Source organism: Streptomyces sp. NPDC002181 (assembly GCF_042890485.1).
Classification (GTDB): domain Bacteria; phylum Actinomycetota; class Actinomycetes; order Streptomycetales; family Streptomycetaceae; genus Streptomyces.
Map to the genome: position 1 here is coordinate 106,881 of NZ_JBIASC010000001.1, position 20,401 is coordinate 127,281.

A 20,401-nucleotide genomic window follows, 5' to 3' on the forward strand; every position below is an offset into this window, starting at 1 on the left:
TTCACGTTCTCAATGAACCAAGTCTCAGCGGACCTGGTCCACGTCGACGAGGTCGACGCGGATCCCCCGGCCGCCGATGGCGCCCACGACGGTACGCAGAGCACGTGCGGTGCGGCCGTTGCGGCCGATCACCTTCCCGAGGTCGTCCGGGTGAACCCGGACCTCAAGCACCTGCCCGCGACGCAGGTTGCGCGAGGCGACCTGCACTTCGTCGGGGTTGTCCACAATGCCCTTCACGAGGTGCTCAAGAGCCTCCTCGAGCATGATCAGGCCTCGGTCGACTCGGCGGCGGCCTCAGCCTCGTCCGCCTTCTTGTCGGCCTTCTTGGCCTTCTGCGTGATGGCCTCGCCCTTGGTCTCGCCGATGCCCTCAAGGGCCTTGGCGAACTCGTCGAAGGAGCGACGCTTGCTCTCCTTCGTCTCCGGCTGCAGCAGCGGCGCGGGGGCCGGGAGGCCCTTGTGCGCCTGCCAGTCACCGGTCAGCTTCAGGATGGCGAGCACAGCCTCGGTGGGCTGGGCGCCGACCGACAGCCAGTACTGCGCACGCTCGGCGTTGACCTCGATGCGCGACGGGTTGTACGTCGGGTGGTAGATACCGATCTCTTCGATCGCGCGACCGTCCCGACGGGTACGGGCGTCGGCGACGACGATGCGGTAGTGCGGCTGGCGAATCTTGCCGAGGCGCTTGAGCTTGATCTTGACTGCCACTGGAGTGGTGTCTCCTGAACTTGACGTGGTTGGGCACATGAGATGCCACGTGGGGTTGCGGTACTCGGGTGCCCGATGGACGCGTCAGCCGGAGGAGAGAGGGGTCCTATGCGACTGTCGAGTACAGCTAGCCATTGTGCCACATGCCTGCGGCGCTTCTCGCGGGGAGTCGGCCGGGCTCAGGAAGCAGCGGCGGAGAGGGCCACCTCGGGGATGCGGAACGGCTTCATGCAGCCGCCGCACACGATCGGCGCCTGGGCCAGCACGGAGGGGACCACCCGCACGTTGCGCCCGCAGTCGCAGACCGCCTTGACGCGGACGCCGCCACCGGAGGAGCCGTGCCGGGCGGCTGGCCCGCGGAAGCTTCGCTTGGTGTCGGCGGCCGTCGCGGCCGTATGCGCCTTGAGCGCGCGCTGCAGCCGCTCCATGGTGGGGCGGTAGCGCTTCTTCGCCTCGGGGTTGAGCGTGACCAGTGAGAAGCCGCTGCTGGCATGCGGCTCGTCGGAGTGGTCCAGCCCCATCTCCTCGGCGATCGCGAGGAATCTGCGGTTGTGGTAGCGGCCTGCCCGCGAGGTGTCGCGTACTCCGCGGGCGGCGGCGATGCCGTGGACTGCCTCGTGCAGCAGTCGCTCGAAGGAGAGCTCGGCGCCACAGGCGGACGAGGACTCTCCGATCAGGGACTCGGGCGCGGCAAGGTCAGGCAGCTCGGGGTGGTACCGCTGAATGTCGGCCCACGCCTGCGCCAGCTCTGCGGCGAGAACAGGTGGTGTCGTGCTCACGTCGTGACAACGAGCCGGGGGCCCCCGGTGTTCCGATTCCGGGCCATTCCAAATTTTTTGCACGTACCAGTCAGTTCAGTCTCATGCGTCCCGACGAGGACGGGTGCGCCGATCCCAGGAGGAGTCGGTACGTAACGTCGACCAAAAGGCCCGGCCCCGGCGCACGGCTCGTGCCGTGCGCCGGGCCCGGGCCCTGGATCAGACGGTGGCGGTCAGTACGAGCGCGCGACGACGGCGAGGGTACCGGGGGCGTCGTCCGCCTCCGGAACCGACCCGTCCTCGGCGATCAGGCAGCGTACGGAGACGGCCTGCTCGCCCAGCTTGGCCTCGCCCTCGGGGCCGAGGTCGGCCCACGGGATCCGCGCCCAGCCGCCCGCGACGGCGGCCTCGGCGGCCTCCTCGATGGTGGAGACGTCGGAGGTGCGGGCCAGGCGGCGCTCGCGGGACTCGCGCAGCAGCTGCGCCTGGTCCTCGTCGAGCACCTTGGGCAGCAGGTCGGCGAGCGCGTCGATCTGCACGGGCTCCTTGCCGCCCGGGATCCGGCGGGCCAGCATCGCGGTGCCGGCCTCCAGGTCGCGGGGGCCGATCTCCACGCGCACCGGAACGCCCTTGAGCTCCCAGTCCACGGCGCGGCGGCCGAAGGGGGTGTCGACGCGGTCGTCCACGTGCACGCGGATGCCGGCGGCCTTCAGCTGCGCGCCGAGCTCGCGGACCTTCGCCACGGCCTCGTCGCCCTTGATCGCCATGACGACGACCTGGACGTGGGCCAGGCGCGGCGGGACGCGCAGGCCGTTGTCGTCGCCGTGGGACATGATCAGACCGCCGACCATGCGGGTCGAGACGCCCCACGAGGTCTGCCAGACGAGCTCCTGCTTGCCTTCCTTCGACAGGTACTGCGTGTTGAAGGCCTTGGCGAAGTTGGTGCCGAGCTCGTGGCTCGTGCCCAGCTGCAGCGCCTTGCCGTCGCCCATCATGCCTTCGAGGGTGAGGGTGTTGATGGCGCCGGCGAAGCGCTCCTTGGCGGTCTTGCGGCCGAGCACGACGTCGATGCCGAGCACGTTCGTCATGAAGTCGCCGTAGACGTCCGTGTGGATGCGGGCGGCGTAGTCGCGGGCGTCCTCGTACGTGGCGTGGGCGGTGTGGCCCTCCTGCCAGAGGAACTCACTCGTACGGAGGAACACGCGCGGGCGCATCTCCCAGCGGACCACGTTCGCCCACTGGTTGATCAGCAGGGGCAGGTCGCGGTAGCTCTGGACCCACTTGGAGAAGTAGTCGTTGATGATCGTCTCGGAGGTGGGCCGGACGACGACCGGCTCGTCCAGCTCCTTGCCGCCGCCGTGCGTGACGACCGCGAGCTCGGGGGCGAAGCCCTCGACGTGCTCGGCTTCGCGCGTCAGGTACGACTGCGGGATGAACAGCGGGAAGTACGCGTTCTGGGCGCCCGCGTCCTTGATGCGCGCGTCCATCTCCTGCTGCATCCGCTCCCACAGCCCGTAGCCGTACGGTCGGATGACCATGGTGCCGCGTACCGGACCGTTGTCGGCCAGCTCGGCCTTGTTGATCAGATCCTGGTACCAGCGGGGGAAATCCTCCGCCTGGGGGGTGAGAACGGGTGCCTTTGCCATGGCGCGAATGGTACGGCGCCGGGCACTCGATGCGTGAATCGGGTGGCGCACTCCTCTGGACGCGGGGGCGAATGGGGAGTTCTCTGGCAACGGGGGCAAGGGGGCGACAAGGAATCAGGAGCGCTCTTTCGATGACACCGACGCCGACGGCGACGCTCGTCGCCCGTGACTGGGCGGAGATCCAGGAACGGATGCTGGTACCGCTCTACGAAGCGGTCTACGACCGGCTGGAGGTCGGGCCGGGCGACCGGCTGCTCGGCCTGGACTGCGGGTCCGGGCTGGCCCTGCTGCTGGCCGCGGGCCGGGGAGCCGCCGCCACGGGGGTGGAGGCGGATCCGGCGCGCCGGGCGCTGGCGCGCGAGCGGCTGCTGGAGGTGGTCCCGGGCCCGCCGGACGGCGCGCGCCCGTACGACGTGCTGCTGGCCTTCTCGCCGTCCGCGGCGGCCCTGGACGCGGCCCTGTCGGCGGTCCGGCGGGGCGGGGCGGTGGTGCTGGCCGACTGGGGTCCGGCGGAGCGGTGCACGGTGCCGGCGGTGCTGGGCGGCGGTCCCGCGCCGCGGGACCTGGACGGGGCGGTGGAGCGGGCCGGGCTCGCGCCCGACGGTTCGGGGCGGGTGTTCTGCCCCTTCGGGTACGCGGACGTGGACAGCGCGGTACGGGGGCTGCTGTCGACGGGGCTGTACGAGTCCGCGTCCGATCCGGCCCAGGTCGAGAAGGAGCTGGCAGAGGCCCTTCACCCGTTCGAGCGCCCGGACGGCGCCGTGTGGCTGCCGAACATCTTTCGCTATGTGATCGCCCGCGTGCGTTGACCGTGACGGTCGCGGGCGGCGGCTGCGGCTACGTGGCCTCCTTCGAGAGGCGGGGGATGCCCGCGGCCTCGTAGGCGGCCGGCTCGTCCAGGGTCTCGTTCGCCAGCAGGGCCTCGGTCAGCGCGTCGAGTTTCGGCCGGTGTTCGCGCAGCAGCCGGCAGGCCTCCTCGTAGCACTCGTCGACGATGCGCCGCATCTCGTGGTCCACGACGTCGAGGGTGGCGGGGGCCGCGAGCAGCCCGTACGGGCTCTGCGCGTCGGCCGGGATCGCGGTGAGGCGGCCGACGCGCTCGCTCATGCCCCAGCGGCCGACCATGCCGCGGGCGAGGTTGGTGACCTGTTCCAGGTCGTTCTCCGCGCCCGTGGTGATGACCTGGAAGACGACGTGCTCGGCGGCCATGCCGCCCAGCGCGCCGATGATGCGGCCGCGGAGGTAGTCCTCGGTGTAGGAGTAGCGGTCCGCGTCGGGGGTGGAGAGGGTGACGCCGAGCGCCCGGCCGCGCGGCACGATCGTGATCTTGCGTACGGGGTCGGCACCCGGCTGGAGCATGCCGAGCAGGGCGTGGCCGCTCTCGTGGTAGGCCGTGCGGCGGCGCTCCTCCTCCGGCATGACCAGCGACCGTGCCGCACCCAGCTGGACCTTCTCCAGGGCGTCCATGAAGTCGGCCTGGGTGACCTGGGTCTGCTTCCGCTTCACCGCGAGCAGGGCGGCCTCGTTGGCGAGGTTGGCGAGGTCGGCGCCCGTCATGCCGGGGGTGGTGCGGGCCACCTGGTCGAGGTCCGCGTCGGCGGCGAGCGGGATGTCGCGGGTGTGGATGCGCAGGATGGACTCGCGGCCGGCCCGGTCGGGCGGGGCGACGGAGACCGTGCGGTCGAAGCGGCCGGGGCGGGTGAGGGCGGGGTCGAGGACGTCGGGCCGGTTGGTGGCGGCGATGACGACGACGCCCTCCGAGCCGGAGAACCCGTCCATCTCGGTCAGGATCTGGTTCAGGGTCTGTTCGCGCTCGTCGTGGCCGCCCATGGCGGCGCCGCCGCCGCGGGCCCGGCCGATGGTGTCGATCTCGTCGATGAAGACGATGGAGGGGGCCACCTTGCGCGCCTCGGAGAAGAGTTCGCGGACCCGGGAGGCGCCCACGCCGACGATCATCTCGATGAACTCGGAGGCGGAGGCGGAGAAGAAGGGCACCCCGGCCTCGCCCGCGACCGCCCGCGCCAGCAGGGTCTTGCCTGTGCCGGGCGGTCCGGCGAGCAGGACCCCGCCGGGCATCCGGGCGCCGAGGGCCCGGTACTGGCCGGGGTTCTTGAGGAAGTCCACGATGTCGCCCAGTTCGCCCTTGACCTCGTCGATGCCGGCCACGTCGGCGAAGGTGGTGCGCTTGCCGCCGTCCAGCTCCACGGGTTTGGGCGGCTGTTTGCGGCCGAGGCCGCCGACGCCGCCCATGGCCGAGCCCATCCGGCGGGCGATGAACACCCACAGGAGGACCAGCAGCAGCATCGGGGCGAGCGAGATCAGCAGGTTGGCCAGGAAGCTGCGCTGGACGACGACCGGGGAGGCCGTGACGACGACGTTGTGCTTGCTGAGGTTCGCCCACAGGTCGTCGTCGGCGAAGGCCGGGCGCTGGGTGACGAACTTGGTGTAGTCGCCCTTGCCGCCGTCGGGCAGCGGCTGCTTGTTCTTCAGCTCGCCCTGGATGGCGTCGCCCTTGGAGTAGATCTTCGAGACGTTGCCGTCGGCGACCTGCTTGCTGAACTCGGTGTAGGAGACGGTCGGCTCGTCGCCCTGGTTGAAGAACGACAGGGCCACGTTGGCGAGGAGGAAGACGATCAGTGCGGCGAGGACGAGTCCGCGCCAGCCCCCGGGCATCTTCCTCTTGGGCGGCGGGGCCGGCGGCGCGCCCTCCGAGCGCCAGGGCGTGTCGGCGCGGTCGCGAGGCGGTACGGGGGTGGGGCTGGGCACGTGGCCTCCTTACTGCCGTCCTCGTGGCCGACCATAAGGGACAAAACGCACCTCGGCGCCCCCAGGGCGTACGCGAGAGGGCCCTGGCCGGATCATCCGGCCAGGGCCCTCTCGCGTACGACCGCGCTTACTTCATGAACTTCTTGAACTCGTCCGGAAGGTCGAAGTCCTGGCCGGACTGGCCGCCGGCGGGAAGGCCGAAGGGGTTGCCGCCGGGGGCGGGCTCGACCGCCTGGGGGCCCTGCTCGCGGCGGGCCGCCGCTGCGGCCTCCTCTTCCTTGCGCTTCATCGGGTTGCCGCTCTTGCGCTTGCCCTTGGCCTGCTTGACCTGCTTCTTCTGCCGGCCGGGGCCGCCGCCCATCCCGGGGATGCCCGGCATCCCCGGCATGCCGCCGCCCTGCGCCATGCGGGACATCATCTTGCGGGCCTCGAAGAAGCGCTCGACGAGGTTCTTGACGGCACTGACCTCGACGCCGGAACCCTTGGCGATACGGGCGCGGCGCGAGCCGTTGATGAGGTGCGGGTCCTGGCGCTCGGCCGGGGTCATCGACTTGATGATCGCGGCGGTGCGGTCCACGTCGCGCTCGTCGATGTTGTTGATCTGGTCCTTGATCTGCCCCATGCCGGGGAGCATGCCGAGCAGCTTGGAGATGGAGCCCATCTTCCGGACCTGCTCCATCTGGGCCAGGAAGTCGTCGAGCGTGAACTCCTTCGGGCCCTTCTGGAGCTTGGCCGCCATCTTCTCGGCCTCGGCCTGGCTGAAGGTCTTCTCGGCCTGCTCGATGAGGGTGAGCATGTCACCCATGTCGAGGATCCGGCCCGCCATGCGGTCGGGGTGGAAGGCGTCGAACTCGTCGAGCTTCTCGCCGTTCGAGGCGAACATGATCTGCTTGCCGGTGACGTGCGCGATGGAGAGCGCGGCACCGCCCCGCGCGTCGCCGTCGAGCTTGGAGAGCACGACGCCGTCGAAGCCGACGCCGTCGCGGAAGGCCTCCGCGGTGTTGACCGCGTCCTGGCCGATCATGGCGTCGACGACGAAGAGGATCTCGTCGGGGCTGACGGCGTCGCGGATGTCCGCGGCCTGCTGCATCAGCTCTGCGTCGATGCCGAGGCGGCCGGCGGTGTCGACGATGACGATGTCGTACTGCTTGGTGCGGGCGTACTCGATGGAGTCCTTGGCCACCTGCACCGGGTCGCCGACACCGTTGCCGGGGGCGGGTGCGTAGACCGCGACTCCGGCGCGCTCGGCGACGACGCTGAGCTGGTTGACGGCGTTGGGGCGCTGGAGGTCGCAGGCGACGAGCAGCGGGGAGTGGCCCTGGCCCTTGAGCCAGAGGCCGAGCTTTCCGGCGAGGGTGGTCTTACCGGCACCCTGGAGGCCGGCGAGCATGATCACGGTGGGCGCGGTCTTGGCGAAGCGCAGCCGCCGGGTCTCGCCGCCGAGGATCGAGACGAGCTCGTCGTTGACGATCTTGAGGACCTGCTGGCCCGGGTTGAGGGCCTTGGAGACCTCTTCGCCGCGGGCGCGCTCCTTGACGTTCGCGATGAAGGAGCGGACGACCGGGAGGGCGACGTCGGCCTCAAGGAGGGCGATACGGATTTCCCGCGCCGCAGCGTCGATGTCCTGCTCGGAGAGGCGGCCCTTGCCCCGGAGGGACTTGAAGGTCGCGCTGAGGCGGTCGGAAAGCGTATCGAACACGGTGGTCGCGATTCCTCGGGTCGGGGGCGTGTGGTCGCCCCCCAGGGTATCGGGCCCTCCCCCTGTCCGGGGACCCGCCCGTAACCGGACAGGGGGAGGGGCCTCCGGGTCAGCGCAGGGCGGCCTCCAGCGCGGCGGCCAGGGCTGCGGCCGAGGCGGGCGACAGCGGTTTTCCGTCGGGGTCGACCACGTACAGGGAGTCGACCGCGTTGGCGCCCAGCGTCGAGACGTGCGCGCTGCGCACCCGTACCCGCGAGGACTCCAGCGCGCGCCCGATCCGGTGCAGCAGTCCCAACGCGTCCGGGGCCCGTACCTCCAGGACCGTCGCCAGCGAGGAGACCTCCGGCACCACCGTGATCCTGGGCGGCGGCGGGACCACCCCGCGCCGCCGCGGGTACGCCGCCTCGCGGTCGGCCAGCTTCGCCGGGACGTCCAGCGAGCCGTCCAGCGCCCGGATCAGGTCGGTGCGCAGCCGCGCCGCCTCCGGGAGCGCCCCGTACTCGGCCGCCACCCTCCACCGCAGGACCAGTACCTCGCCGGCCAGCTCGGCCAGTTCCAGCGAGCGCAGGTCCGCGGCCCGCACCGTGAGCCGGTGCAGGGCCAGGACGCCGGCCACCGCCGGGAGGACCCCCGGCTGGTCCGGGACCGCCACCACCAGCTCGACGCCGACCGCGTCGTCCTCCTCCTGGCGCGCGTGCAGCGCGAGGACCGGCTCCCCGGTGCGCAGTGCCTCCACCGCGAGGCGTTCCTGCTCGGTGGTCGCGATGGCCTGCTCCGCCGCGCGGGGCGGCGTTCCGCGCAGGACCGAGGCCACCCGTGCCACCAGGTCCGCCACCAGCGAGCCGCGCCAGGTGCTCCACGCCGCCGGCCCGGTGGCCAGCGCGTCCGCCTCGGTCAGCGCGTGCAGGATCTCCAGGGTGCCGGGCGATCCCACGGCTTCGGCGACGGCCCGGACCGTCGCCGGGTCGTCGAGGTCGCGCCGCGTCGCGGTGTCGATCAGCAGCAGGTGGTGCCGTACGAGCACCCCCAGCACGGCGGCGTCGCGCTCGTCGAAGCCCACGCGGACCGCCACGTCGTGGGCGATGGTCTCCCCCGCCACCGAGTGGTCCCCCGGCCAGCCCTTGCCGATGTCGTGCAGCAGCGCGGCCATCAGCAGCAGGTCGGGCCGGCCGACCCGGCGGGTCAGGGCGGAGGCCCGTACCGCCGTCTCGACCAGGTGCCGGTCCACGGTCCAGGTGTGCACGGGATTGCGCTGCGGCCGGCACCGCACCCGTTCCCAGTCGGGCAGCAGCCGCGTGATCAGCCCCTCGGCCTCCATGGCCTCCCAGACGGCGACCGTCGGCTCCCCCGCCCCCAGCAGGGTCAGCAGCTGCTCCCGGGCCTCGGCGGGCCAGGGCACCGGCAGCGGTTTCGCCTGCGCCGCGATCCGCCGTACGGCGTGCAGCGAGACGGGCAGCCCGGCCTGCGCGGCCGCGGCCGCGAACCGCAGCGCGAGCACCGGGTCCCGGTCGGGCCGGGCGGCGAGCGCCAGGACGGCCTCGCCGTCGGACTCCACGACGCCTTCGGCGAGCGGCGCCCGCTCGGCCGCCGCGGCCCCGCGCGCCCCCAGCAGCCCGCGCAGCCTCGGCCGGGCCGCCCGGGCGCGCAGGACCCGTCCGACCTCGCGCCAGGTCACGTCCCCGGCGTACGCGATGACCCGCGCGGCCTCGTACACCTCGCGCAGCAGCGCGTCCGCGTCGAGCAGGCCCAGCCGGGCCGCGACCTGGTCCTGTTCCTGGAGCGCGAGCCGGTCGGTGGCCCGGCCGGTCACCAGGTGCAGGGCGTCCCGCGCGTCGAGCAGCCGCCGCCGGGCCTCCGCCAGTCCCTCGCGCGGGGCGTCGGCCAGCCAGGACGCGGCGACCGCCCGCAGCGCGGTGGCGTCGCGGAGCCCGCCGCGGGCCTCTTTGAGGTCGGGTTCCAGCAGGAAGCGCAGCTCCCCGGCCTGCTCGGCGCGCTCCCGGCACAGGGCGTGCAGTTGCGGGAGCCGTTTGGCGGCCTGGTTGCGCCAGTCGGCCAGTACCGAGGTGCGCAGGCCCGCGAGCAGCCCCGCGTCGCCCGCGACCGGCCGGGCGTCCAGCAGCCCGAGGTGCACCTTGAGGTCTTCGGCGGCGGTCTTGCGGGCCTCGGCCGGGGTCCGCACCGAGTGGTCGAGGGCGACGCCCAGGTCCCACACGGGGTACCAGATCCGGTCGGCCAGTGCGCTCAGCGCCCGCGGCTCGGCCTTGCCGTCGTGGAGCAGCAGCAGGTCGAGGTCGCTGCGCGGCGAGAGTTCGGCGCGCCCGTAGCCGCCGACGGCGACGAGGGCGGCCCCCCGTACCCCGGTCTCCCGCAGGGCCGTGGTGAACAGGGCGTTCAGCCAGTCGTCGGTCAGCCCGGCCAGCGCGGAACGCCGCGAAGGCCCGGACCGCGACTCCTCCTGGAGGAGTCGCAGCCGGGCCGCGGCGTAACCGCCGGGTGCCGGGGCGGACGGTTCGTCGGAATCGCCTGTCATGGTCTCTTCGACGCTCGTCACCCAGGAGCTCCCGTCGCCTAGAGCGCTTCCGCGCCGCGCTCGCCGGTGCGGACGCGGATGATCGCGTCCACGGGGACGCTCCACACCTTGCCGTCGCCGATCTTGCCGGTACGGGCGCCCTGTACGAGGACGTCCATCACCGATTCGGCGTCGTCGTCCTCGACGACCACCTCGATGCGGATCTTCGGTACGAGGTCGACGGTGTACTCGGCGCCGCGGTAGACCTCGGTGTGGCCGCGCTGGCGGCCGTATCCGCTGGCCTCGGAGACCGTGAGTCCCTGGACTCCGAACCGCTGGAGGGCGTCCTTGATCTCGTCGAGCCGGTGCGGCTTGACGATCGCGGTGATCAGCTTCATGCGTCAACCTTCTTGCTCGCGGCGGCAGCGGGGGCGTGGGAGGCGGTGCTCCGGGAGGAGGCGCCGCCACCGGCTCCGCTGAAGTCGTAGGCGGTCTCGGCGTGCTCGACCTGGTCGATGCCGGAGACCTCGTCGTCCTCGGTGACCCGCATCCCGATCGTCTTGTCCAGGAGGAAGGCGAGGACCGCGGACACGACGAGAGAGTAGGCGAGGACGGAGAACACTCCGATGGCCTGCTTGCCGAGCTGTTCCAGGCCGCCGCCGTAGAAGAGGCCGGCCGCGTCGGACTGGACCCCGCCGGTGGCGAAGAAGCCCACGAGGAGCGAGCCGATGACCCCGCCGACGAGGTGGACGCCGACGACGTCCAGGGAGTCGTCGTAGCCGAACTTGTACTTGAGGCCGACGGCCATGGCGCAGACGAGGCCGGCGATGGCGCCGATGGCGATCGCGCCGAGCGGGGAGCAGGAGCCGCCGGAGGGGGTGATCGCGACGAGGCCCGCGACCGCGCCGGAGGCGGCGCCGAGGGTGGTGAAGGAGCCGTGGCGCAGCTTCTCGTAGGCGAGCCAGGCGAGCATGGCGGCGGCGGTGGCGACCTGGGTGTTGACGAACATGACCGCGCCCACGCCGTCGTCGTTGCCGAGCCAGGAGCCGGCGTTGAAGCCGAACCAGCCGAACCAGAGCAGGCCGGCGCCGAGCATCACGAGCGGGAGGCTGTGCGGGCGCATGGGGTCGCGCTTGAAGCCGACGCGCTTGCCGATGACCAGGATGACGCCGAGGGCCGCGGCGCCGGCGTTGATGTGGACGGCGGTGCCGCCGGCGAAGTCGATGACGCCGAGCTCGAAGAGCCAGCCGCCGGCGCCCCAGACCCAGTGGGCGACGGGGAAGTAGACGACGGTGACCCACAGGGCGCTGAACAGGGCCCAGGCGCTGAACTTCACGCGGTCGGCCAGGGCGCCGCTGATCAGGGCGGGGGTGATGACGGCGAACATCAGCTGGAAGACGGCGAAGACGTAGACCGGGATGGTGTAGCCGTCCCACAGCTCGGTGATGCCGATGCCGCTGAGGCCGACGTAGTCGGAGGACCAGCCGATGAGGCTGCCGGAGTCGGTGCCGAAGGCGAGGCTGAAGCCGTAGAGGACCCACAGGATCGTGACGATCCCGAGGCTGATGAAGCTCATCATGAGCATGTTGAGGCTGCTCTTGACGCGGACCATGCCTCCGTAGAAGAAGGCCAGTCCCGGGGTCATCAGCATGACCAGGGCGGAGCAGATGAGCATGAACCCGGTGTTCGCGGCAGAGAGCGTCGGGGCGTCTGCCGCGAGGGTCGTGATGGCTGATGCCATCGGCGTCTCCTCGTCGTCGGTACGTTCGCGTGCGGGCGATCGTGAAAACCTGAGCGGCGCAAGGCGTAAGGCCGGGGGGTGGGGGCCTGGGGGCTGGCCGGTTATTGGCCCTGAGATTCGCGCAGGCCGGTTTCCGGCGGCGCCGCTGGGTGTTTCGCACCGATGACGAAGGCACCTGTGGTGTTACGACGTGGTGAACACGGCAGCCGTCGATTGGGGAACCACGACGGCGGGCAACCGCCTCCGCGAGAGCGGCGCCGGTTCAGGCAGGCAAAGAGGTGGCCGGCCGCGGCAGTACCCGGGGGGACCTGGCTGGGGGAGCCTGATCGGGCTTCACGGGGTGACTGCCGCGGCCGGGGCCTTCGGGGGCGGCCGTGCGGGCCGTCAGACGGCCTCCGCGGCCTCGGGGAGCCGGGAGGCGAGCTGGTCGGTCAGCCGGACCACGTCGGCGACGTCGCCGTACTCACGGGCGGCGCTGTCGACGGTCTTGCGGATCCGCGTATTGACCCGTTCGGAGCGCACCTTTTCCGCCACCTTCAGCGCGCGGTCGACGAGGACGACGGCCTGTTCGGGCTCGCGGCGGAGCAGGTGCACGGTGGCCATGCCGATCAGGTTGAGGCTGTACGAGCGCTGGTGCTCCTCGTCCTTCTCGAAGAGGTCCACGGCCCGCTGCATCACGGGTTCGGCGAGGGAGGCGTACATGGGGCTGCGCCCGGCCACGTAGGCCAGGTCGCGGTACGAGTGGGAGTTCTCGCCGTTGAGCTCGGCCTCGGAGAAGAACCGGATCCAGTCGGGCTCGGGCTCGCCGCCGAAGTCGACGTCGGAGAAGGTGTCCTCGGCCATGCGGACGGCCCGCTTGCAGCGGCTGGGCTGGCCCATGTTGGCGTAGGCGCGGGCCTCCATCGCATACAGCATGGCCTGGGTGCGCGGGCCGGCGCAGTCGCGGCTGCCGTACTGCGCGAGGTGGATGAGTTCCAGGGCGTCCTCGGGGCGGCCGAGGTGGATCATCTGGCGGCTCATGCTGGAGAGGATGTACGAGCCGAGCGGCTTGTCCCCGCCCTCCTTGGCGGCGTGCAGCGCGAGGACGAAGTACTTCTGCGCGGTGGGGTGCAGGCCGATGTCGTAGCTCATCCAGCCGGCCAGTTCGGCGAGTTCCGCGGCGACCTTGAACAGCCTGCGCATGACGGGGGCGGGGTGGTTCTCCTGGAGCAGGTCGGTGACCTCGTGCAGCTGGCCCACGACGGCCTTGCGGCGCAGTCCGCCGCCGCACTGGGCGTCCCACTGGCGGAACATGACGGTGGTGGCTTCGAGGAGGCCGAGTTCCGGTTCGGAGAGCCGGGGCGGGCGGTGGCCGCTGAGGGCGCCGGGCGCGCCGCCCTCGCGGGGACCCGGGTCGGTGGCGGCCACGGGGACCAGCCAGCGCTGCATGGGCTCGATGAGGGCGGGGCCGGCGGAGAGGGCGAGAGAGGTGCCCAGGAAACCCCGGCGGGCCAGCATCAGGTCGCTGCGGGAGAACTCCCCGAGGAGCTCGACGGTCTGCGGTCCGGCCCAGGGCAGGTCGACGCCGGAGACGGAGGGCGTCTGGTGGGCGGTGCGCAGTCCGAGCTGCTCGATGGCGACGACGGAGCCGAAGCGCTCGGAGAACAGCTCGGACAGGATGCGCGGGACGGGTTCGCGGGGCTGTTCACCGTCGAGCCAGCGGCGCACCCGGGAGGTGTCGGTGCTGATGTGGTGGGCGCCCATCTGGCGGGCGCGCCGGTTCACCTGACGTGCCAGCTCGCCCTTCGACCAGCCGCTGCGGACGAACCAGGAGGTCAGTTGCTCGTTGCGGGCCGCGGAGCCCGGGACCTCCGGTTCCACGCTCGTTCCGCTTGCGCCGTTGCCGCTCACTGGAACGCCCCCATCCACTCAGCCTCTTCACACGAAACCCTGGCTGGAGCGGCGAACGCCGCCACGGACCTTCACAGGTCCTCCACACGTTGCCTCCGGCATAACCACGGACGGCCCGCCTTCGGGGTTTGGTGCACTGAAAGTAATCCTACGATCACCCCCTCCGCGAGGTCGATTCCAGAAACGCCACCATTCGCCACCCCTTTGAATGAACTAGCCACCCGCCAGGCGCGATTCACTTGACACCGAGGCGAAAACGATCGGATGGACGGGAGTGCGACGGGGGCGCGCGCGGCGAGGAGTGCGCCGGGCGACCCCTTCGGGCACCGGGCTCGCACCCGGCCCCGCATCCCGTCCCGCCGACGTCGTAACCACCTGCGCGTCCGACCCGTTGGAGGGGGCATGGGCATGGGCTTCACGATCGGCGGCAGCCGCAGCACCAAGGAGTTCCGTTCGGGCACGCGTCGCCGCGGCCGGACGTCGGAGTGCACGGCCGTCGCGGAGTACACCGGGCTGTGGGGCTGGGACGTGGTCCCCGGCGCCCGCGCCGCGGCCCCCGCCCGCGGCTGTTCCTGCGGTCATACGAATTGCAGCGCGCCGGGGGCGCATCCGCTGCCCCTCGCTCCGACCGTCCCGGCCGGCGCCACCCTCGACGAGGTCACCGAGACCTGGAGCGGGTACCCCGGCGCGGCGGTCCTGCTCCCCGTCGGCCGCACCTTCGACGTCATCGAGGTCTCGCAGGAAGCGGGGCGCCGGGCGCTGGTCCGGCTGGAGCGGATGGGCCTGCCGCTCGGGCCGGTCACCGCGACCCCGGACGGCCGGGCCCAGTTCTTCGTGGCCCCGGGCGCGGCCGCCGGCCTGCCGCAGCTGCTGTACCGGATGGGCTGGGACGACGCCGACCTCGACCTGCGCGCCCTGGGGTCCGGCGCCTTCCTGACCGCCCCGCCCTCCGATCACGCGGGCTTGGGCCCGGTCTGCTGGCTGCGCCCGCCCGCGCTGGACTCCGCGGGCGGCCCCCCGCAGGCCCGGCTGCTGCTCGGCACCCTCGCGTACATCTGCCACCGGCTGCGGCGCCAGTGAACGAAGGTGCCCCGCGTTCCGGCCGGAACGCGGGGCACCTTCGTGCGTACGGTCGTACGGAGCCGCGCTCAGTCGCCGATCAGGGCGTCCACGAACGCCTCCGGCTCGAACGGCGCCAGGTCGTCGGCGCCCTCACCGAGGCCGACGAGCTTGACCGGGACGCCGAGCTCGCGCTGGACCGCGACGACGATGCCGCCCTTGGCGGTGCCGTCGAGCTTGGTCAGCACGATGCCGGTGATGTCCACGACCTCGGCGAAGACGCGGGCCTGGGTCAGCCCGTTCTGCCCGGTGGTGGCGTCGAGGACGAGCAGGACCTCGTCCAGCGGGCCGTGCTTCTCCACGACGCGCTTGACCTTGCCGAGCTCGTCCATGAGGCCGGTCTTGGTGTGGAGGCGGCCGGCGGTGTCGATGAGCACCACGTCGGCGCCCTCGGCGATGCCCTCCTTGACCGCGTCGTAGGCGATCGAGGCCGGGTCCCCGCCCTCGGGGCCGCGTACCGTACGGGCGCCCACGCGGTCGCCCCAGGTCTGGAGCTGGTCGGCGGCGGCGGCGCGGAAGGTGTCGGCCGCGCCGAGCACCACGGAGCGGCCGTCGGCGACGAGCACGCGGGCCAGCTTGCCGGTGGTGGTGGTCTTGCCGGTGCCGTTGACGCCGACGACCATCACGACGCCCGGGGTGTCCACGCCGCTCTCGGTCTTCACGGCGCGGTCGAAGTCGGTGCCGACCAGGGTCAGCAGCTCCTCCTTGAGCAGGGCGCGCAGGTCCGCGGGGGTGCGGGTGCCGAGCACCTTGACCCGCTCGCGGAGCCGGTCCACGAGCTCCTGCGTCGGGACGACACCCACGTCGGCGATCAGGAGGGTCTCCTCGATCTCCTCCCAGGTGTCCTCGTCGAGGTGCTCCCGGGAGAGCAGCGTGAGCAGCCCCTTGCCGAGCGAGTTCTGCGAGCGGGCGAGGCGGGCGCGCAGCCGGATCAGACGGCCGGCCGTGGGCTCGGGCACCTCGATCTCGGGGGCGGCCGGTGCCTCGGGCTCGGCGACGACGGGGGGCGCCTCGGGAGCCGCAGCCTCCGCTTCGGGGAGGACGACCTCCTCGATCGTGCGGCGGGACTCTTCCGCCGTCTCTACGGCGTCCTCCCCCACCTGCGGTTCGGCGGGCGGGGCAGTGATGGTCGGCGTGCTCGGCGGTGCCGAGGGCGGCAGCTGCTTCTTCTTGCGGCTGCTGACCACGAGCCCGCTGATCGCGCCGACCGCGACCAGGGCGATGACTACAGCAAGGATGAGGATGTCCATAACCCGTCCAGTATCGGCCACGGCGGCCCCGGACCCCCGATTCCTGCGGTTCCGGTGGTGCCGTAAGGCTCTATTTGTGGACTTGGCGGCACATCTACGATGATGGGCGACTTACCCGTACGCCCTGCTCACCGGAGTACCGCATGCCTGCCGAGCCCGCCGACGGCGCGATACAGCCGCCGACCGAACCGTCCGCCGAGACCTCGGTCGAGACCCGCGGCCTGGAGCCCGTTCCGGACGGCGAGCGCACGGGCCGGGTCCGCGAGCTCGTGCCCACGTGGGTCGCCGCCAACATCAGCGTGCTGCTGCTGACCATGGGCGCCGGTCTGGTGATCTTCAACAGGCTCAACATCTGGCAGGTGCTCGTCGTCGCGATCGCCGCGCCCGTCGTCTCGTACGGGCTCGTCGGGCTGATCTCGATCGCCGGGAAGCGCGGCGGCGCCCCCGGCATGGCGCTCTCGCGGGCCGTGTTCGGCCAGCGCGGCAACCTCTTCCCCGGGGCCCTGATCTGGGTCGCCCGCTGGGGCTGGGAGACCATCAACGCGGTCAGCGGGGCCTTCGCCATGCTCACCGTGCTGGACCTGCTGTTCGGGGTGAAGAAGAACACCGCGCTGATCGTGGTCACCCTGGTGCTCTTCGTCGGCTGCACCTTCCTGGTGTCCGGCCTCGGCATCAGCGCCCTGCGCGTGTGCTCGACCTGGTCGACGTACCTCTTCGGCGCCTTCAGCGTGCTCGTGCTCGGCTACCTGGTCGTGGAGAGCGACTGGTCCGCCGTCTTCGACAAGCCGGCCGGCTCGACCGCGATGATGATCGCGGGCATCGGCACCATCGCCGCGGGCGGCATCAGCTGGGTCCCCTCGGGCCCGGACTTCACCCGCTACCTGCCGCGCACGGCCTCCGCCAAGGGCATGGTCGGTGCGACGATCGGCGGCGCGGCCGTCGTGGTGATCCCGATGGTGCTGATGGGCGCCGTCATGGCGGTGGGCACCCCGGACCTGGCCACGGCGCAGGACCCGGTCTCCTTCATCGGCAATCTGCTGCCCGCCTGGATCGCGGTGCCGTACCTGCTGATCGCGCTCCTGGGCATGCTGCTGATCAACTCGATGTCCATGTACTCGGCCGGCTTCACGGCTCAGACCCTCGGCATCAAGGTCCCGCGCGCAGCGGCCGTCAGCGTCAACGCCGTCATCAGCCTGGTCTTCGGCTTCCTGCTGATGGTCGTCGCGACCAGCTTCTTCGGTTCGTTCATCTCCTTCCTGACGCTGCTGGCCGTGGCCTTCTCCGCGTGGATCGGCGTCTTCGGCGTGGACATGCTGCGCCGCACCTCGTACGACGGCGCGGCGCTGCTGGACACGACCCGCACCAGCGCCTACTGGTACCGGGGCGGCTTCGCCTGGCAGGCGATGACCGCGTGGGGCACGGCCCTGGTGGTGGGGCTGCTCTTCACGAAGGTCGACTGGTTCGGCGGGCCGCTCGCCGGCACCTGGATCGGGCGGAACGGCCTGGGCTGGGCGGCCGGCATCGTCACCTCGGGCCTGCTGTACGCCGTACTGCCGCGCACGGCGGCCGCGGCCTCCCCCACCGCCGGGGCCGACGAGCCCGAGCCCGAGCCCGAGCCCGCGGCCGCCGGATCCCTATCCATCTGACGTCACGTCAGCTAACGTCCCCCTTCGCTTGCGCACCCACATCCGGCGAAGGGGGACTTCTCCATGCCCATCACCGTGGCCCGGTTCAATCTCGTCGACCCGAACGGCACCCCCGAGAGCCTCTCCGCCCGCTACAAGGCCGCGCTGGAGATGGCGAAGTACGCGGACGACCGCGGCATCGACACGGTCCAGACCGAGGAGCACCACGGCACGACCAACAACTGGCTGCCCTCGCCGTTCGCCTTCGCGGGCGCCGTCTTCGGCGCCACCCGCCGGATCGCGGTCACCGTCTCGGCGATCATCGGCCCGCTGTACGACCCGCTGAAGGTGGCGGAGGACATCGCGGTCCTCGACCTGCTGAGCGGCGGCCGCCTCGTGACGGTGGCGGGCATCGGCTACCGGCCCGAGGAGTACGAGCAGCACGGCGTCGAGTGGGGCCGCCGCGGCCGGCTCCAGGACGAGCTGCTGGAGACCCTGCTGCGGGCGTGGACCGGTGAGCCGTTCGAGTACCGCGGCCGTACGGTACGGGTCACCCCGCGGCCCTTCACGCAGCCGCACCCGCTGCTCCTGGTCGGCGGCAGCTCCAAGGCCGCGGCCAGGCGGGCGGCCCGGCTCGGGCTGCCGTTCTTCCCCAGCGCGCACCTGCCGGAGCTGGAGGCGTACTACCAGGCACAGCTCGCGGAGCACGGGACGGAGGGATTCTGCATGATGCCGGCGGCCGAGACCCCGCTGCTGCACATCGCGCAGGACCCGGACCGGGTGTGGGCCGAGCACGGCGACCGCTTCCTGCACGAGGCGGGCATGTACGCCTCGTGGCAGTCGAAGGACATCCGCAGCGCCGTACGGTCGGGCGCGCGCTCGGTGGCGGAGCTGCGCGCGGAGGGCGTGTACCGGGTGCTGACCCCGGACGAGGCCGTCGCGTACGCCCGGGGCGCGGGCGAGGCGGGGAACCTGGTGCTGCACCCGCTGTGCGGCGGGATGCCGCTGGACGAGGGCTGGCGCAGCCTGCACCTGCTCTGCGAACAGGTACTGCCCCGGCTCAAGGACTGAGCCGGGGCAGTATCGAGGAGAAGGGGTGTTGGCGGGGGTGGTTACCCCATCTCCTCCAGCGCCCTGCCCTTGGTCTCCGGCACCCATTTGAGGATGAAGGGGATCGAGAGCAGCGCGAAGAACGTGTAGATCATGTAGGCGCCCGAGAGGTTCCAGTCGGAGAGCGACGGGAACGTGACGGTGATGACCCAGTTGGCGATCCACTGGGCGGCCGCGGCCACGCCCAGGGCGGCGGCTCGGATGCGGCCGGGGAACATCTCGCCGAGCAGCACCCAGACCACCACGCCCCAGGACAGGGCGAAGAACAGAACGAAGAGGTTGGCCGCGACCAGGGCGGTGATGCCCTGCGCGTGCGGCAGCGAGATGTCGTCGCCGGTTCCGGTCTTGAACGAGAAGGCCCAGGCCGCCGTGCCCAGCGACAGCGCCATGCCGATGGAGCCGATGAGGGCGAGCGGTTTGCGGCCGAGCCGGTCCACGAAGATCATCGCGATCACCGTGCCGATGATGTTCACGACCGAGGTCTCGAAGGAGTACAGGAACGAGGAGCTCGCGTCGATGCCGACCGACTGCCACAGCGAGGAGCTGTAGTAGAAGATCACGTTGATGCCGACCAGCTGCTGGAAGACCGAGAGGCCGATGCCGATCCAGACGATGGGCAGGAAGCCGAACCGGCCGCCGAGCAGGTCCTTGAACGTGGACTTCACCTCGGAGCGCATGGAGTGGTCGATCTCGCGGACGCGGGCGTCGGCGTCGATGCCCGAGCCCTCGACCTCGCGCAGCACCTCCTTGGCCTTCTCCGTGCGGCCGACCGAGACCAGGAAGCGCGGGGACTCCGGGATGGCGAAGGACAGCAGGCCGTAGAGCACGGCCGGGACGACCATCACGCCGAGCATCCACTGCCAGGCTTCGAGCCCGCCGATCTCACCGCGCTGATCGCCGTCGGCGAGGTTGAGGATGCCCCAGTTGACCAGCTGTGAGACGGCGATGCCGATGACGATGGCCGCCTGCTGGAAGGAGGCGAGCCGGCCGCGGTAGGCGGCCGGGGAGACCTCGGCGATGTAGGCGGGGCCGATGACGGAGGCCATGCCGATGCCGAAGCCGCCGATGACGCGCCACATCGCGAGGTCCCAGAGGGCGAACGGCAGGGCCGAGCCGATGGCGCTCGCGGTGAACAGGATCGAGGCGATCTGCATGCAGCGGATACGGCCGATCCGGTCGGCGAGGCGGCCGGCGGTGGCGGCGCCGATGGCGCAACCGATCAGCGCCGCTGCGATCACCTGGGCGAGCACTGCCGAGCCGACGTCGAAGCGGTCGCGGATGGCTTCCACCGCGCCGTTGATGACGGAGCTGTCGTAGCCGAAGAGGAAGCCGCCCATGGCAGCGGCCGCGGTGATGAAGATGACGTGGCCGAGGTGGTCGGGGTGAACCGGGTTTCCACCGCCTGACGCGGGTGCGTTCGCTGTGCTGGTCAAGGTGCGCTCCTGGGCCCGGCGGCGACGGCGGGCTGTGTGGGGGTTTCGTTGTTGCTTGCTCGTGTTCCTCTAGTGGCGCACAGCAAACTGCTTGCCACCACCTGAACGTCAACACGGCACAGCAGAGCCTATGGCTTCACTTTCTGAA

At 71.6% G+C, this 20,401-nt stretch carries 16 protein-coding genes; 4 read left to right on the forward strand and 12 right to left on the reverse strand.

Annotated elements, in window-relative coordinates:
- Window positions 1-24 precede the first annotated feature (24 nt).
- The 4 genes from ACFYXV_RS00475 to proS form a co-directional block, all read right to left on the reverse strand.
- Window positions 25-264, reverse strand: a complete 240-nt coding sequence (locus ACFYXV_RS00475; protein WP_030011889.1) for an RNA-binding protein — start codon at window positions 262-264, stop codon at window positions 25-27.
- A 2-nt stretch (window positions 265-266) separates the two neighbouring features.
- Complete coding sequence (rpsP, locus tag ACFYXV_RS00480) at window positions 267-707, reverse strand: 30S ribosomal protein S16 (RefSeq protein WP_030162461.1); 441 nt, start codon at window positions 705-707, stop codon at window positions 267-269.
- A 179-nt stretch (window positions 708-886) separates the two neighbouring features.
- Window positions 887-1,486, reverse strand: a complete 600-nt coding sequence (locus ACFYXV_RS00485; RefSeq protein ID WP_383343287.1) for a hypothetical protein — start codon at window positions 1,484-1,486, stop codon at window positions 887-889.
- Window positions 1,487-1,698: 212 nt separating this feature from the next.
- On the reverse strand, window positions 1,699-3,111 hold the full coding sequence (proS, locus tag ACFYXV_RS00490) for a proline--tRNA ligase (protein ID WP_385477387.1): 1,413 nt from the start codon (window positions 3,109-3,111) through the stop codon (window positions 1,699-1,701).
- 131 nt (window positions 3,112-3,242) lie between these two features.
- Between proS and ACFYXV_RS00495 the strand changes: the two genes are divergently transcribed.
- A complete protein-coding gene (locus tag ACFYXV_RS00495; protein ID WP_389381698.1) occupies window positions 3,243-3,920 on the forward strand; it encodes a methyltransferase type 11 in 678 nt (225 codons plus the stop codon).
- 28 nt (window positions 3,921-3,948) lie between these two features.
- Here the strand turns inward: ACFYXV_RS00495 and ftsH are convergent, their stop codons facing one another.
- The 6 genes from ftsH to ACFYXV_RS00525 form a co-directional block, all read right to left on the reverse strand.
- Window positions 3,949-5,877: an ATP-dependent zinc metalloprotease FtsH gene (ftsH, locus tag ACFYXV_RS00500; RefSeq protein ID WP_389381699.1), complete on the reverse strand. Its 1,929-nt coding sequence runs from the start codon at window positions 5,875-5,877 to the stop codon at window positions 3,949-3,951.
- A 127-nt stretch (window positions 5,878-6,004) separates the two neighbouring features.
- Window positions 6,005-7,576, reverse strand: a complete 1,572-nt coding sequence (gene ffh / locus ACFYXV_RS00505) for a signal recognition particle protein (protein WP_383343276.1) — start codon at window positions 7,574-7,576, stop codon at window positions 6,005-6,007.
- Between the two features lie 109 nt (window positions 7,577-7,685).
- Window positions 7,686-10,106, reverse strand: coding sequence for a [protein-PII] uridylyltransferase (locus ACFYXV_RS00510; protein WP_389382097.1), 2,421 nt, complete (start codon window positions 10,104-10,106; stop codon window positions 7,686-7,688).
- A 38-nt stretch (window positions 10,107-10,144) separates the two neighbouring features.
- Entirely contained in the window at window positions 10,145-10,483 is a 339-nt protein-coding gene (locus ACFYXV_RS00515; protein ID WP_099889273.1) for a P-II family nitrogen regulator, read from the reverse strand.
- A complete protein-coding gene (locus ACFYXV_RS00520; protein WP_383343272.1) occupies window positions 10,480-11,826 on the reverse strand; it encodes an ammonium transporter in 1,347 nt (448 codons plus the stop codon). The genes ACFYXV_RS00515 and ACFYXV_RS00520 overlap by 4 nt, the downstream gene beginning before the upstream one ends.
- Before the next feature lie 384 nt (window positions 11,827-12,210).
- On the reverse strand, window positions 12,211-13,716 hold the full coding sequence (locus ACFYXV_RS00525) for a hypothetical protein (RefSeq protein ID WP_385477100.1): 1,506 nt from the start codon (window positions 13,714-13,716) through the stop codon (window positions 12,211-12,213).
- 408 nt (window positions 13,717-14,124) lie between these two features.
- Between ACFYXV_RS00525 and ACFYXV_RS00530 the strand changes: the two genes are divergently transcribed.
- Window positions 14,125-14,796, forward strand: a complete 672-nt coding sequence (locus tag ACFYXV_RS00530) for a bifunctional DNA primase/polymerase (protein ID WP_385477097.1) — start codon at window positions 14,125-14,127, stop codon at window positions 14,794-14,796.
- Between the two features lie 68 nt (window positions 14,797-14,864).
- Here ACFYXV_RS00530 and ftsY read toward each other — a convergent pair whose 3' ends face one another.
- Entirely contained in the window at window positions 14,865-16,085 is a 1,221-nt protein-coding gene (gene ftsY, locus ACFYXV_RS00535; RefSeq protein ID WP_385477174.1) for a signal recognition particle-docking protein FtsY, read from the reverse strand.
- Between the two features lie 143 nt (window positions 16,086-16,228).
- On the opposite strand from ftsY, the gene ACFYXV_RS00540 reads away from it, so the two are divergent.
- Both ACFYXV_RS00540 and ACFYXV_RS00545 read left to right on the forward strand, forming a co-directional pair.
- Entirely contained in the window at window positions 16,229-17,731 is a 1,503-nt protein-coding gene (locus tag ACFYXV_RS00540) for a cytosine permease (protein WP_389381700.1), read from the forward strand.
- A 63-nt stretch (window positions 17,732-17,794) separates the two neighbouring features.
- Window positions 17,795-18,781, forward strand: coding sequence for an LLM class flavin-dependent oxidoreductase (locus ACFYXV_RS00545; RefSeq protein WP_385477179.1), 987 nt, complete (start codon window positions 17,795-17,797; stop codon window positions 18,779-18,781).
- 41 nt (window positions 18,782-18,822) lie between these two features.
- Here the strand turns inward: ACFYXV_RS00545 and ACFYXV_RS00550 are convergent, their stop codons facing one another.
- Window positions 18,823-20,253, reverse strand: a complete 1,431-nt coding sequence (locus tag ACFYXV_RS00550) for a sugar porter family MFS transporter (RefSeq protein ID WP_385477182.1) — start codon at window positions 20,251-20,253, stop codon at window positions 18,823-18,825.
- Window positions 20,254-20,401: the final 148 nt, after the last annotated feature.